The organism is Ochrobactrum sp. AN78 (assembly GCF_029909885.1).
Lineage (GTDB): Bacteria > Pseudomonadota > Alphaproteobacteria > Rhizobiales > Rhizobiaceae > Brucella > Brucella quorumnocens.
The window spans coordinates 1-13332 of sequence record NZ_JASAMU010000001.1; the positions used below are offsets into that span (position 1 = coordinate 1).

Here is a 13332-nt window from a genome sequence, read left to right on the forward strand (position 1 = left end):
CAGGCTCATAACCTGAAGGCCGCAGGTTCAAATCCTGCCCCCGCAACCAAATCAGAAATAGCCCCGTCTCCGACGGGGCTTTTTGCGTTTAAAGCAAACCAAATCTAAAGCCCGCTAATCAATAAAAAAACGCTAGCACGCAACGGATCTTAAACCGAATACTGAAAATCATGTGGGAGGGAAAAGGGTCAACTCCAAGCCCCCATGTAACAAAGGTTACTGTCTCTAGAGCGCCAGATGCCAAAATATCAACGCCGACAATGATGGCAGTCTGAGGAAACAGGCCCCCGCCACCATAAAGAAAAGCCCCGGCAACAATTGTTGGCCGGGGCTGGTGCCGGACTGCGAAACCGTAAAGTGCAACCCATCCTGCAGCTGCAAGCGGCTGTTATAAACCGATGTCACCGAAGGACCTATTGAAGCCACCGGCAAGCCAACGCTGATCTCGAACAGATATTTGAAGAAGGATGCAGCGTGATCCGATGAGCCGCGGGCAGCCGTCGTAATCACACGTGGCTTACGCTCTTCATAGAGACGTTTGATTGCCGCGATCGTTGCGGCTTCTTCAGTCAGCAAACGCGAAACAACGGCCGAGGCCTCAATTGTCTCTTTGCGCATAAATGATGTCGTGACCATGAAAGACCCCGTGTGTCTCTTCCCTACTGCATAGATGCTTATGCAATTCAGAACGTTTGTTTCCGGGGCGTACACAACGCAGACGCTCAGGAACCTTAACATGCGCGATGGAGCGGCATTGACATCCATCATCATGACCTCCGGCTGAGCCGGTGCAGGCTATTGGTAGAAGCGACCGGGATGCATGGCTTGATAAGCGTCTGTCGTGGGAGGAAACAGTCGCCGCTAGTTTCTCCCGTGCCGGGTGGGCTTCTGTACTGCCTATGCTAATCGACACGGTTTTGCCTGTCGCCGGAATTCCCCAGCAGTTCACTTGTAACCAAACTTCAGGACAGGTCACAGACACGGCATTAGGAAACCCAACAACGGGTGGCATTGATGATGTCTACAAAGCTGGCATTTCATTGTCTCGCTTGCTTCCAGAAGGGGAATGGTTCCAGCAAGAGGCGAGGGCAATCTTGCGTGTCCTTCCATTCGGGAATGCGCTCCCTGCCGTTGTCTTCGCGAATGTGATGATTGGCGATTTGCCGAAGTACGGGCCGAAAGACGCACGATAGGGTAGGTAGAAGGTTCCCCGTGGGTTCAAGCTCACGGGCACTTTTTGTTGTGGGTAGGAGTCTAAACAATTAGTCTAAATGGAAGGGTGCTTAGATACTAAGCGGTTGAATTATATATATAAAGAGATGATTAAGCTAAACTGGCGGAGAGAGCGGGATTCGAACCCGCGATACGGTTCCCCGTATACACACTTTCCAGGCGTGCGCCTTCAACCACTCGGCCACCTCTCCGTCTGATTTGCTGTCTTGAAATCCGCAGTGCGGTAAGAACTCTTGCAAACGCACCACCACTTTTCACATCAGGCATTGGTTAGTTGCCAAAACAGGTGCTGCGGCGCGCAATATAGCCAGAATACACATATGTTCAACTGCTATTTGCCAGTTTTCGCTTTAATTTATTGTGGCCTATGCAATGTCCATGAATATAAGCATAAGATATTGTTTTTACAGAATATTATTCTGAGTTTGTTTCGGAAATTTCTTCGATTTGAGTGCATTAGTCGGTTTGTGGTATAATTTAGCGGCTGGTAACGCATAGATTGAATGGCAAATAGCGCACATTTTTGCATGATGCTTATGGATAAATTCAAAGGCAGAGAATCGTGTTTCGTTTTGTTTTGCGTAGTTTCGCGGTTTTGTTTCTGGCGATAGGTGTCATTTTCGCCATTCTTGATGGTGCGCGTTCTGTGGGTGCCTCGGAATTGGTGACCAAATCGCTTCTTGATATTTGGGCACGTGGTGCGCCCGAGACGCTGGGGGATGTAGAAGCGCTCGTGACGCACTATATAGGGTCTGCAGTGTGGGACAGGCTGTTGCTTCCCGTGCTTGAACAGCCCGGCTGGCTCGTTTTCGGTGTTCTTGCGCTTCTGTTTTACATAGCCGGTCATCGACGTAAGAAGCCATTAGGCATTTTCAGTGCTTGAGCCTAAAGCCGTTCGGAAGAGAATGATGACTGGAGGCGGCTTTATCCAAGAGGATTGTGCGCACATATCCCGTGCGTCTCAGGAGGTGTTGAATGGGTTTCCTAGACAGCTATCGCAAGAAGATTGAAATGCCTTCGCAGAACGACGCCTTGCCGGGTCGTAGGGATGCTATTCCTACGGCTTTGAAGCATTTTGTGTCGGGTCAGCCGCTTAAAGGTCCATGGCCTGAGGGCATGAAGCAGGCCATGTTTGGTATGGGCTGTTTCTGGGGGGCAGAGCGGCTTTTCTGGCAGGTTCGTGGTGTTTACGTTACCGCCGTTGGATATGCAGGCGGAATTACGCCGAACCCGACCTATGAGGAAACCTGCACTGGTCTGACCGGGCATGCTGAAGTGGTTTTGGTGGTTTACGATCCGAATGTTGTGAGCCTCGGAGAGCTGTTGTCACTGTTCTGGGAAGAGCATGATCCGACACAGGGAATGCGACAGGGCAACGATATCGGCACAACCTATCGGTCTGTGATTTATACCTTCGATCAGGCCGATCGTGAAATTGTGGAAAAGAGCAGGGGCGCATATCAGGATGCACTTGCTGCTCGCGGTCTCGGACCCGTCACGACGGAGATTGCAGATGCTCCGACGTTCTATTACGCGGAAGATTATCATCAGCAATATCTGGCCAAGAATCCGAACGGCTATTGCGGCCTGCGTGGAACTGGCGTGAGCTGCCCGATACCGGCGGCGTCATAAAAGTGGAAAGATCGCGCGGCTATGACCGCGCGATTTTCTTATTCATGATCAGCATGCCTTCATCGTCGCCCTTGAGCTCATCGAAGTCATCCCAGGCAATTTTGCGGTAAAGGTCGGGCTTGTCCGTGTAAAGATAGGCTTCGCTATAGCCGAGCTGGTGGGCAGCGCCTTCAATTGCGGCCATAAGAGCTTTCGCAACTCCTCTCCCACGGTATTCCGGTGCAACGAGCAGGCTCGCAACCCACGGCTTGAGATGAGGGTGGCTGTCCAGATCATTGTGGATCAAAAGGACGAATCCTGCGAGTTCGCCATTCCAGAGTGCCGCACGGACAGCCTGCCCGTCAGTGGAGTGGATGATCTCCTGCAACCCGGAAACGATGTCTTCTTCGGTTGCGCCCGACAAATATCCCCACTGTGTGTGGTTCCATTTAGCGCAGGTTGCTGCAAGGTCGGCACGATCAGCAAGCGTTATAATCTCAATCATGATTTTACCAGTGTGGGGGCTTGGTGACAGGGATTTCAGGAGCTGTTTGTCCCTCTAGTGTCAGAAAACGATCGGTTAACGCGGACAGCTTTTTGTTTAATTGATCAATCGTCTTCCACTGCTCGGCGAGGACAGATGAAAGCTCTTCAATGGTCTTTTCCTGTTCAGCAACCCTTATCTCAAGTTCCATCAGGCGCGTTTCCGTGGACATGATCAATCTTCCGTCTCTTTTGATGTTGAGAAGATAAAAAATCCGCGCTGGCTGCTCAATACCAATTATCGAGCAGCCAGCGCGGATTAACTTGTTTTCTATTGTACGATTTGAAACTTACTTCGTGCCGTACATACGGTCGCCAGCGTCACCCAAGCCCGGCACGATATAGCCTTTTTCATCAAGGCGTTCATCGATCGAAGCCGTGAACACTTCGACATCCGGATGGGCTGCGGTGAAGCGTTCGATGCCTTCCGGGGCTGCCAACAGGCAGAGGAAGCGGATGTTGGTTGCGCCGCGCTCTTTCAGCTTGTCGATAGCTGCTATCGCAGAATGACCGGTGGCGAGCATTGGATCGACCACGATGATGAGGCGATTGACAATATCTTCCGGCGCCTTGAAGTAATATTCAATCGGCTGCAACGTGTCGTGGTCACGATAGAGGCCGATATGTGCCACGCGGGCAGCAGGCACCAGATCCAGCATGCCTTCAAGCAGGCCATTGCCTGCGCGCAGGATGGAAGCGAAGACCAGCTTTTTGCCTTCAAGGATAGGTGCTTCCATTGGCATCATCGGTGTATCGATGTGCATGGTGGTCAGTTCGAGATCGCGCGTCACTTCATAGCAAAGCAGCAGCGATATTTCTTTCAGCAAACGCCGGAAGCTTGCTGTTGAGGTTTCGCGCTTGCGCATAATGGTGAGCTTGTGCTGGACAAGCGGGTGGCTGACGACAATAACGCCCATGTTCTTTCCACTTTTCTTGTTATCTTTTTTGACCTTAGAGCGGTTCCAGTTAGGACTGAATCGTTGGAACCGCTCTATTTATTTTTACGCATTATCCAACGAAAAACCGCTTCGCACTTTTATTGGAAATGCTTTAGCGGCGAATGATGCCGGAGAAAACGCGTGGCAAGCGCACACGCACAGTTTTCTCTGTCTTCGACCATTTTACACAGTTCCGCAAGTCTGGAGCGCGTCTCTATCTGATTGAATCTGACCAGTAGATCACAAAAGGGGTATCGGCTGGCGGTCTGTGCTTGTATCGTCCGGTACAAGCTTTATATGCATCAAGCAAACGGAAAACGGAGATCGTCTTCGTTTCGCACATGAACCGGCAGGATGAGTTATGAGCCAGCAGAACGGCAATGCGGACCGCGTGGGCGCGCAGGGTGGCATGGAGCATTCATTCGGCTTCAAAGCGGTCGATGAAGATGCCAAGCAAGGGCTGGTCAACGACGTTTTCCATAAGGTTGCCAAGCGTTACGATGTGATGAACGATCTTATGTCCGGTGGGCTGCATCGCGTCTGGAAAGATGCGATGATCGGCTGGCTGGCACCGTCCAAGCGCCCGGGTTGGACTTCGCTTGATGTTGCAGGTGGTACGGGTGATATCGCATTCCGTATTGTTGAAGCTTCTGGTCGTCAGGCGCATGTCACCATCCTCGATATCAATGGCTCCATGCTTGGTGTGGGTCGTGAGCGCGCGATCAAGAAGGGGCTTGCTGAAAACCTCGAATTTGTTGAAGCCAGTGCAGAAGAGCTGCCGTTTGAAGATGCAAGTTTCGATGCCTACACGATTTCATTCGGCATCCGTAACGTCCCACATATCGATAAGGCGTTGTCTGAAGCCTATCGGGTGTTGAAACCGGGTGGCCGTTTCATGTGTCTCGAATTCTCCGAGGTCGAACTCCCGCTTCTCGACAAGGTTTACGATCAGTGGTCGTTTAAGGCTATCCCGCAGATTGGCAAGATGATCACGGGTGATGCCGATTCCTACAGCTATCTGGTGGAATCTATCCGCAAGTTCCCAAAGCAGGAAGACTTTGCACGCATGATCCGCGATGCGGGTTTCGAGCGGGTAAGCTATCGCAATTTCACGGGCGGTATCGCAGCACTTCATTCCGGCTGGAAGCTCTGAGTCCGATATGAGCAATATTTCTGCGGCCCTACGGTTGATGCGTGCTGGCTGGATTATGGCGCGCGAAGGCGTGTTGAGTTCACTGCCTGTCGATGATGCGGCTGGATTGCCTGCTCTGGGGCATAAGGTTGCCAAGCTGCTTGCGCGCAAACGTGCGAAAAATACCGCTCGTTCCGAGCGTATTTCGCGTGCGATGAACAAGCTTGGCCCGTCTTATGTGAAGCTTGGCCAGTTTCTGGCAACGCGTCCCGATATTGTCGGGAAGGATGTGGCGGCTGATCTTGAACTGCTGCAGGACCGGCTCGATTTCTTCCCGCAGGTTGAAGCAGTTGCGGCAGTCGAGAATTCTCTTGGCCGCAAGATCGATGATCTATTTGTGAGCTTTGACGCGCCGATTGCGGCAGCATCGATGGCTCAGGTGCATCCGGCTTATGTGATGAAGGATGGCGCGCCACACAAGGTTGCGGTCAAGGTCATCCGCCCCGGCGTGCGCCAACGCTTTGCACGCGATCTGGAGAGCTTCTTCATGGTCGCCCGTATGCAGGAGCGCCATGTTCCTTTTACGCGGCGTTTGCGTCCCGTCGAGATGGTGAAAACGCTGCATCAGACCACGCGTATCGAGATGGATCTGCGGCTTGAGGCGGCAGCACTTTCCGAAATCGCCGAGAATATTAAAGATGATACAGGCTTCCGTGTTCCCAATGTCGATTGGGAACGTACCGGGCGTGATGTCCTGACGCTTGAATGGATCGACGGCATCAAAATGTCGGACGTGGAAGCACTAAGTGCTTCAGGGTTCGACCTCAAAAAGATCGCCGAAACGCTGATCCAGTCCTTCCTGCGTCATACGTTGCGCGACGGTTTTTTCCATGCCGACATGCATCCGGGTAATCTGTTCGTTGATCCGCAAGGCATGATTGTTGCGGTCGATTTTGGCATTACCGGGCGGCTCAACAAGCAGCAGCGGCGGTTCCTCGCTGAAATTCTCTATGGCTTCATCACGCGAGACTATATGCGTGTGGCGGAAGTGCATTTTGAAGCTGGTTACGTGCCGCACACACATGATGTGGCGAGCTTTGCGCAGGCAATCAGGGCCATTGGCGAGCCGATCCACGGTCAGCCAGCTGAAACCATTTCCATGGCCAAGCTGCTGACGCTGCTATTTGAAGTGACCGAGCTTTTCGACATGGAAACGCGGCCAGAACTTCTGATGCTTCAGAAGACAATGGTTGTGGTGGAAGGTGTTTCGCGTACGCTCGATCCGCATTTCAATATGTGGAAGGCAGCCGAACCGGTGGTTGGGGATTGGATTCGTAAGAATCTCGGGCCGCAGGGCATGTTGCTTGATGCAAAAGACAGCGCTTATGCACTGCTGCATTTCACACGCAAAACACCTGAACTGGTGGCGCGTGTCGAGCGTGCATCGGTGGCACTTGATGAGATGGCGCTCAACGGTCTGCGCTTTGATGAGGCTACAGCTGAAGCCATCGGACGCGCCGAAGCACGGCATTCGCGCTGGGGTCGGATCGCACAGATTGTGATTGCAATTTCGCTCGCAGCGATAGCGATTAAGCTCTATATCGAGCTTTAATTCAACGCATTGTTGATTAATCAGCAAAACAGTGATTTCATTGATTGCATCAGCATTAGACCGGTGCAATCAAATGGCCAGTATTACAATCCGCAATCTTGACGATGCCGCTAAAGAAAGGCTGCGCGTTCGCGCAGCGCAAAACGGGCGGTCGATGGAAGAGGAAGCTCGGTTGCTGCTTGGCGGGGTTGACGGAGTGAGCGCTGTCACGCCAGCTTCTGTTCCGGCCGCGGGCACATTGCAGGGCAAACGTATTCTTCTCATTATTGGCGGCGGGATTGCCGCTTATAAGGCGCCTGATCTCATTCGCCGCCTACGTGAACGCGGCGCGCATGTGCGCCCTTTGATGACATCAGCTGCACAGCAATTTGTAACGCCGTTAACCATTGGTGCGGTGTCCGCCGATCATGTGTTCACTGATCTGTTTTCACGTGAGGACGAGCAGGACGTCGGGCATATTCGGCTCGCACGGGATGCCGATCTGATCGTTGTCGCGCCTGTGACTGCTGATCTTATGGCCAAGATGGCACATGGTTTGGCGGATGACCTGGCAAGTGCCGTGCTGCTTGCGCGAAAAATTCCGGTGCTGGTTGCGCCAGCGATGAACCCGGCCATGTGGGAAAATCCGGCAACAAAGCGCAATCGCCTAACCCTGGTAAATGATGGCGTGCGGTTCATTGGTCCTGAAAAAGGTGAGATGGCGGAAAGTGGTGAGGCTGGCACTGGCCGCATGAGCGAGCCACTGGCTATTGTTGCAGCTGTTGAAACTCTGCTTGCGCCACGGGCAAAACCGCTTTCGGGCAAGACAATTGTCATGACGTCTGGACCGACCCATGAGCCGATTGATCCGGTGCGCTATATCGCCAATCGTTCGTCCGGCAAGCAAGGGCATGCCATTGCCGCCGCGCTCGCGAAATTGGGTGCCACGGTGCATCTGGTTTCGGGTCCCGTTACGATCCCTGATCCGCAAGGCGTCAAAGTCATCCATGTTGAAACAGCGCGTGAAATGCAGGCAGCAGTGGAAAGCCATTTTCCTGCTGATGCTGCCGTGATGGTGGCAGCGGTTGCTGATTGGCGGACGGCCAATGCGGCAGATCAGAAGATTAAGAAGCAGCCCGGTGAAAGTGCGCCGACGCTTAGCATGGTCGAGAACCCGGATATTCTGGCAGGTGTTGGTCATAGTGCCAAACGTCCCGGTCTTGTGGTTGGCTTTGCGGCGGAAACACAGGATGTGCTCGCCAATGCCGGACGCAAGCTGGAAAAGAAAGGTGCGGACTGGATCGTTGCCAATGACGTTTCTGGCGATGTGATGGGTGGGGATCGCAATCGCGTACGCATTCTGAGCCGCACCGGTATCGAAGAATGGCCGGAAATGAGCAAAGAACAAGTCGCTGAAAAGCTTGCAGAAAAGATTGCGGGCGCACTTCTTGAAACAAAGCGCTGATTTTTTTTACGCAGCATGTCACAATTGCATAGGGCTATCTCGTCTTGATGATGAACGACAAAAGCGGTCGTCAACTTCAAGGAGAAGACATCATGGAACAGAGACTTGCCCCTTATACATTCGCCCCGCAAATCATGCAGGCAATGGTGGAACTGGAAAAGCGCGTTGCGGCCAGCGGGCTTGAATATAGCCTCTATGAACTGGTGAAAATCCGCGCTTCTCAGATCAATGGCTGTGCTTATTGCATATATATGCATACGAGCGATGCCCGTAAGGCTGGTGAAACTGAAGAACGTCTTTATCTGGTTGCTGCATGGCGGGAGTCGCCGCTTTATAATGCACGTGAACGGGCAGCGCTTGCCTGGACAGATGCACTCACGCTGCTCGCCCAGACGGGTGCGCCAGACAAGGATTTCGATGCATTGAAAGCGCATTTCACTGACGAGGAGATTGTGAATCTTACCATGCTGATCACCACCATCAATGCGTGGAACCGCATCGCGGTTGGTTTGCGTCTTGTGCACCCGGTCAAGTCTGATGCAGCAGCCGCTTGAGCCACAAATGAAAGATGCGGATGTGTTCGAGGCCTTACGGCCTCGTCTCACCCGCATCGCCTATCGCATGGTCGGCACGCATGCCGAAGCCGAAGATATTGTGCAGGATGCATGGTTACGCTGGAGCGCTGCCGATCGGAAAGCAATCCGCGAGCCCGAAGGTTGGTTGGTACAGGTGACGAGCCGTCTTGCACTGGATCATCTCAAATCGGCTCGCGTGCGTCGCGAAACCTATCCGGGCACCTGGCTGCCAGAGCCGCTTGTCGAGGAAGAAGAAGATCGCAGCGACGATATTACATTGACGCTGATGCTGGCTCTCGACCGGCTGTCGCCACTGGAGCGTGCGGCGTTCCTTCTGCATGATGTTTTCGATGTCGGCTTTGATGAAGTGGGGCGGGTGCTTGATCGCGATGCGGCGGCATGTCGGCAGCTTGCGAGCCGTGCGCGCGACCATGTACGCAGCGGTCGCCCACGTTATGCTGTGGCGGAAGATCGTGGCCGAACGATTGCAGAGGCTTTCTTTCAGGCTTCCCGCAGCGGCGACATGACAACGCTGCAGAGCCTGTTAGCGGAAGATGTCGTGATGTATTCGGATGGTGGCGGTATTCGTAATGCAGCGCTCAACCCGATTTTCGGTCGCGAGAAGATCATGCGTTTCTATGACGGCATCGCTCGCAAGGCCGACGGTCTTGTGCCAGCCATTCGTCATTTTGCACTGTTTGACGGACTGCCGGGTCATATGAGTCTGGAAGCGGATGGCTTGCCGCAAGTGGCAGCTTTGGAAATTGAGGATGGACTGATCCGGGGGATTTATTTGATCCGCAATCCGCAGAAGTTGCACCATCTGAAAATTGGTGAACGGGCCGAGACTGGGCATTAGAGCCCATCCCAAACGTCTCGTCGGGAACGTGAGGCTGGCCGTCTAAAAGAACTCATCCAACAGACGATAAAAGGTGATCTTTGTTTCGTCTATTGCCGGACCATCATAGATGTCGAGGAATGGCTTAATCCATTGCTCGCCAAGATTATAATGTATGCTCCAGCAGGCAAGTGCCAGATCCTGATGGCGATCGGCAAGGCCTAGTCGGCCACAGTCGATGTAGCCGGCGAAAACATCACCGTCTGCCATGAAATTGGGCAGACAAGCGTCGCCATGGGTAACGACAATATCCTCACTTGCGGGTTTGAGGCTGCAAAGTTCTACAAACAAGTCCTTGGCAGATTGCCCTGCACGGTCATCATCAAAGTCGTCTTCATCGACAGCGCCCACAATCACCCGCTTGTGGGCATCTTCGATACGGATGTCGAGCCGATGATCAAATGGACATGACGCCGGATCACTCGCGTGCATCCGCTTTAGTGCTTTGGCGAGAATTTCGACGATGCGCTCGGGTGGGAGGTTTCCAACGCAAGACGCAAGGTCCGCGCCGGGAAGCCGCGTCATCAGGAGAAAACTACGATCTTGCTCCTGCTCAAAGCAAACGATGCTTGGACAAATGATTTGCTGACTGGCAAGCCACTCAAGTCGGGCTGCTTCATCAGCCAGTTCACCAACGGGGCTTGTCGGCTCGGTCTTCAGAACCAGCGGTTCTTTTTCAGGGTGGTTGAGGAACAGAACTGTGGCCGTTGAACGCCCCAGTTCGTCCTGTTGGCTGCGATAATCTACCAGATACTGCGTGAGTACATTAGGCAGGCTTAGGGCAGCCAAAACAGGATCGGTCATAACTCACCATGACGTCAGGCGTTATCGCGCACCTGATAATCTTTGATTGTGGCAAAGCGGATCGCCTTCCAGCGCTCAGCTTCATAATTCAGCGAGAAACCATTCTGCGCGAGGAATACCGGATCATTGTCAAGATCGTGTGCGATATCTGCGCGATGGGATGCAATGAAGCGATCCAGTTCCGCCGGATCGTCTGCCGTGATCCATCGACAAATCGAGAAGCGCGACATTTCAAATCCGACCGGCAGCGAATATTCGATCTTGAGGCGTTCGGTCAGAACGTCGATCTGAAGCGCACCGACAACGCCGACGATTGCTGGAGAACCATCGTCTGGTACGAAAAGCTGGACGACGCCTTCTTCCGCCATCTGCTGAAGTGCTTCACGCAGCTTCTTGGCCTTCATGGCATCATCAAGACGCACACGACGCAAGATTTCTGGCGCAAAGTTCGGTACGCCGCGGAACAGAATGTCCTCGCCCTCGGTCAGCGTATCGCCAATGCGTAAGGTGCCGTGGTTGGGAATGCCGACCACATCGCCTGCAAAAGCTTCGTCCGCAATCTGGCGCGAACGGGCAAAGAAGAATTGCGGTGCCGAAAGGCTCATCGGCTTGCCGGTGCGTACCAGCTTGGCCTTCATCCCGCGTGAAAGCGTGCCGGAGCAAACGCGCAGGAATGCGATACGATCGCGATGGTTCGGGTCCATATTGGCCTGAATCTTGAACACGAAGCCCGTCATTTTTGCTTCGGTCGCACCCACCATGCGGCTATCGGCCTGCTGGTCACGCGGGGAAGGGCCGAAATCGCAGAAGGCTTCGATTAGATCGCGCACGCCATAATTTTTTAGTGCCGAGCCGAAATAAACCGGCGTCATATGACCTTCGCGGAAGGATTCGAGATCGAACGGGCGACAAACACCCTGCGCCAGTTCGAGGCTGTCGATCCACGCCTGACGTTCATTTTCCGGCAGAAGCTTGGCTGCTTCCTCTGGTCCACTAACCTTGGTTGGCTGCTCTTCGGCATCTTTTTGACGCACAGTGTTGTTGTGCAGATCGTAGGTGCCAGCAAAGCTTTTACCCGAACCGATTGGCCAGGTGATTGGGGCGGTATCGAGCGCCAGCTTCTCTTCGATCTCATCAAGAATTTCGAGCGGGTCGCGTGCTTCACGGTCCATCTTGTTGATGAAGGTGACGATAGGAATATCGCGCATACGACACACTTCGAAGAGCTTCAACGTACGTGGTTCGATACCCTTGGCGGCATCAATCACCATGACCGCGCTATCGACTGCGGTCAGCGTGCGATAGGTGTCGTCGGCAAAGTCTTCGTGGCCTGGCGTATCGAGCAGGTTGAAGATGCAATCCTTGTACTCAAACGTCATCACGGAGGTGACGACGGAGATACCGCGATCGCGTTCGATGTTCATCCAGTCCGAACGGGTCTGGATGCGGTCTTTCTTGGCCTTCACTTCACCGGCAAGCTGAATAGCGCCGCCAAACAGCAGCAATTTTTCGGTGAGCGTGGTCTTACCGGCGTCCGGGTGCGCGATGATCGCGAATGTGCGGCGCTTGGAAACTGGATGGTCTTGAGCGGGCATATAAAGAAACTCGTAATTGCGAAGTGATGGGCTGCGCAAAAACACGCGCCGCGAAGATGTTGCGCAGCATCTAGCAGTCATTAGTCAAAAGGTCGAGTTGAAATGAAAAAGCGGCGTGTAGCACGCCGCTTTTAAGGTCCTTTATCGGCTCTTGATACCAAGGCCGAAAGCGATGAACGACCAACCCTGGAAAATAAGATCGATAGCCAGAAACAGGCCAAGGATAAACAGGCTATTGACGGGCCATTGCAGTGCAATGACGAGACCCGCCAAAACCGTGATAATGCCCGCTGCTACAATCCAGCCCCAACCGGCTGCGGGTTTAGACTTAAAGCCTAACCAGATGCGGAATGCGCCCGCGCCCAGAAGTGCTGCCGCCAGTAGGAAGGTCAGAACGCCAGCAGCCAGAATCGGATTGACGAAAGCCACGATGCCTGCGGCCGCATAAAGCAGACCACTGAGGAGCCAGAAGAAGAAGCCGCCCCATGTTTTCACACCAAAGGCGTGGATGATTTCGATGACGCCTGCAACCAGCATCATGATGCCCACATAGTAGACGGAAACGACTGTCGCCAGCACGAGATTGCCGAGAGCGATGCCGCCAAGGATCAGAAGTGCGACGCCGAGTGCGATGAACCAGCCCCACTTGGCTGAAACTTCGGCTGGAAGGGTAGAGCGATTAAAGTCATTCTGTGCAGTTGCCATAAGATGTCCCTCAATTTGCATTCCCGATCAACAATATAAGGCAATCAGCAGATTTAGCCAGAGATGTGAATCGCTCCCTAAAAGGGTGACAAATCTCCTGTTGGAGTAAAGTCAGGAACACGATATGTCTTTGCTGTAATAACTTGTTTGGCTCGAGCGGATTCCGTTAAGAGTGAATCTTTCGAACCGCTCTAATTGTTTGTTTTTATGCATTATCCCACGCAAAACCGCTTCGCAGTTTT

13 protein-coding genes, 1 tRNA gene and 1 pseudogene are annotated in these 13332 nt (G+C 53.2%); 7 read left to right on the forward strand and 8 right to left on the reverse strand.

The genetic code is table 11. The features are described 5' to 3' along the window. Nucleotides 1-327 precede the first annotated feature (327 nt). Together QBD00_RS00005 and QBD00_RS00010 are read right to left on the reverse strand one after the other, a co-directional pair. A pseudogene (locus QBD00_RS00005) lies at nucleotides 328-636 on the reverse strand (SIS domain-containing protein); the annotation flags it as partial. A 698-nt stretch (nucleotides 637-1334) separates the two neighbouring features. Continuing rightward, nucleotides 1335-1424: transfer RNA gene (locus QBD00_RS00010), tRNA-Ser, on the reverse strand. A gap of 371 nt (nucleotides 1425-1795) precedes the next feature. Here QBD00_RS00010 and QBD00_RS00015 point away from each other — a divergent pair. Both QBD00_RS00015 and msrA read left to right on the forward strand, forming a co-directional pair. Next, on the forward strand, nucleotides 1796-2116 hold the full coding sequence (locus tag QBD00_RS00015) for a hypothetical protein (protein ID WP_191793544.1): 321 nt from the start codon (nucleotides 1796-1798) through the stop codon (nucleotides 2114-2116). A 92-nt stretch (nucleotides 2117-2208) separates the two neighbouring features. Continuing rightward, nucleotides 2209-2865, forward strand: coding sequence for a peptide-methionine (S)-S-oxide reductase MsrA (msrA, locus tag QBD00_RS00020; RefSeq protein WP_318578371.1), 657 nt, complete (start codon nucleotides 2209-2211; stop codon nucleotides 2863-2865). A 19-nt stretch (nucleotides 2866-2884) separates the two neighbouring features. On the opposite strand, the gene QBD00_RS00025 is transcribed toward msrA, so the two are convergent. From QBD00_RS00025 to upp, 3 genes are all read right to left on the reverse strand, one after another. After that, nucleotides 2885-3349 (reverse strand): GNAT family N-acetyltransferase, encoded by a 465-nt coding sequence (locus QBD00_RS00025; protein ID WP_318578372.1) that lies wholly within the window; start codon nucleotides 3347-3349, stop codon nucleotides 2885-2887. A gap of 4 nt (nucleotides 3350-3353) precedes the next feature. Further along, a complete protein-coding gene (locus QBD00_RS00030; RefSeq protein WP_095447277.1) occupies nucleotides 3354-3560 on the reverse strand; it encodes a SlyX family protein in 207 nt (68 codons plus the stop codon). 117 nt (nucleotides 3561-3677) lie between these two features. After that, nucleotides 3678-4304: a uracil phosphoribosyltransferase gene (gene upp, locus QBD00_RS00035; RefSeq protein ID WP_095447276.1), complete on the reverse strand. Its 627-nt coding sequence runs from the start codon at nucleotides 4302-4304 to the stop codon at nucleotides 3678-3680. 382 nt (nucleotides 4305-4686) lie between these two features. Here upp and ubiE point away from each other — a divergent pair, with 382 nt between their 5' ends. The 5 genes from ubiE to QBD00_RS00060 all read left to right on the forward strand — a co-directional run bounded on the left by ubiE (nucleotide 4687) and on the right by QBD00_RS00060 (nucleotide 9947). Next, a complete protein-coding gene (gene ubiE, locus QBD00_RS00040) occupies nucleotides 4687-5478 on the forward strand; it encodes a bifunctional demethylmenaquinone methyltransferase/2-methoxy-6-polyprenyl-1,4-benzoquinol methylase UbiE (protein ID WP_095447275.1) in 792 nt (263 codons plus the stop codon). 7 nt (nucleotides 5479-5485) lie between these two features. Next, complete coding sequence (ubiB, locus tag QBD00_RS00045) at nucleotides 5486-7069, forward strand: 2-polyprenylphenol 6-hydroxylase (RefSeq protein WP_095447274.1); 1584 nt, start codon at nucleotides 5486-5488, stop codon at nucleotides 7067-7069. A gap of 73 nt (nucleotides 7070-7142) precedes the next feature. Then, on the forward strand, nucleotides 7143-8513 hold the full coding sequence (coaBC, locus tag QBD00_RS00050) for a bifunctional phosphopantothenoylcysteine decarboxylase/phosphopantothenate--cysteine ligase CoaBC (protein ID WP_318578373.1): 1371 nt from the start codon (nucleotides 7143-7145) through the stop codon (nucleotides 8511-8513). A 92-nt stretch (nucleotides 8514-8605) separates the two neighbouring features. Further along, nucleotides 8606-9067: a carboxymuconolactone decarboxylase family protein gene (locus tag QBD00_RS00055; RefSeq protein ID WP_264231655.1), complete on the forward strand. Its 462-nt coding sequence runs from the start codon at nucleotides 8606-8608 to the stop codon at nucleotides 9065-9067. Beyond that, nucleotides 9051-9947, forward strand: coding sequence for a sigma-70 family RNA polymerase sigma factor (locus tag QBD00_RS00060; protein WP_318578374.1), 897 nt, complete (start codon nucleotides 9051-9053; stop codon nucleotides 9945-9947). The genes QBD00_RS00055 and QBD00_RS00060 overlap by 17 nt, the downstream gene beginning before the upstream one ends. A gap of 42 nt (nucleotides 9948-9989) precedes the next feature. Here the strand turns inward: QBD00_RS00060 and QBD00_RS00065 are convergent, their stop codons facing one another. From QBD00_RS00065 to QBD00_RS00075, 3 genes are all read right to left on the reverse strand, one after another. Next, a complete protein-coding gene (locus tag QBD00_RS00065) occupies nucleotides 9990-10790 on the reverse strand; it encodes an APH(3')-II family aminoglycoside O-phosphotransferase (protein ID WP_318578375.1) in 801 nt (266 codons plus the stop codon). Between the two features lie 14 nt (nucleotides 10791-10804). Continuing rightward, entirely contained in the window at nucleotides 10805-12385 is a 1581-nt protein-coding gene (locus QBD00_RS00070; protein ID WP_095447967.1) for a peptide chain release factor 3, read from the reverse strand. A 141-nt stretch (nucleotides 12386-12526) separates the two neighbouring features. Then, nucleotides 12527-13090, reverse strand: coding sequence for an HdeD family acid-resistance protein (locus tag QBD00_RS00075; RefSeq protein ID WP_095447269.1), 564 nt, complete (start codon nucleotides 13088-13090; stop codon nucleotides 12527-12529). Nucleotides 13091-13332: the final 242 nt, after the last annotated feature.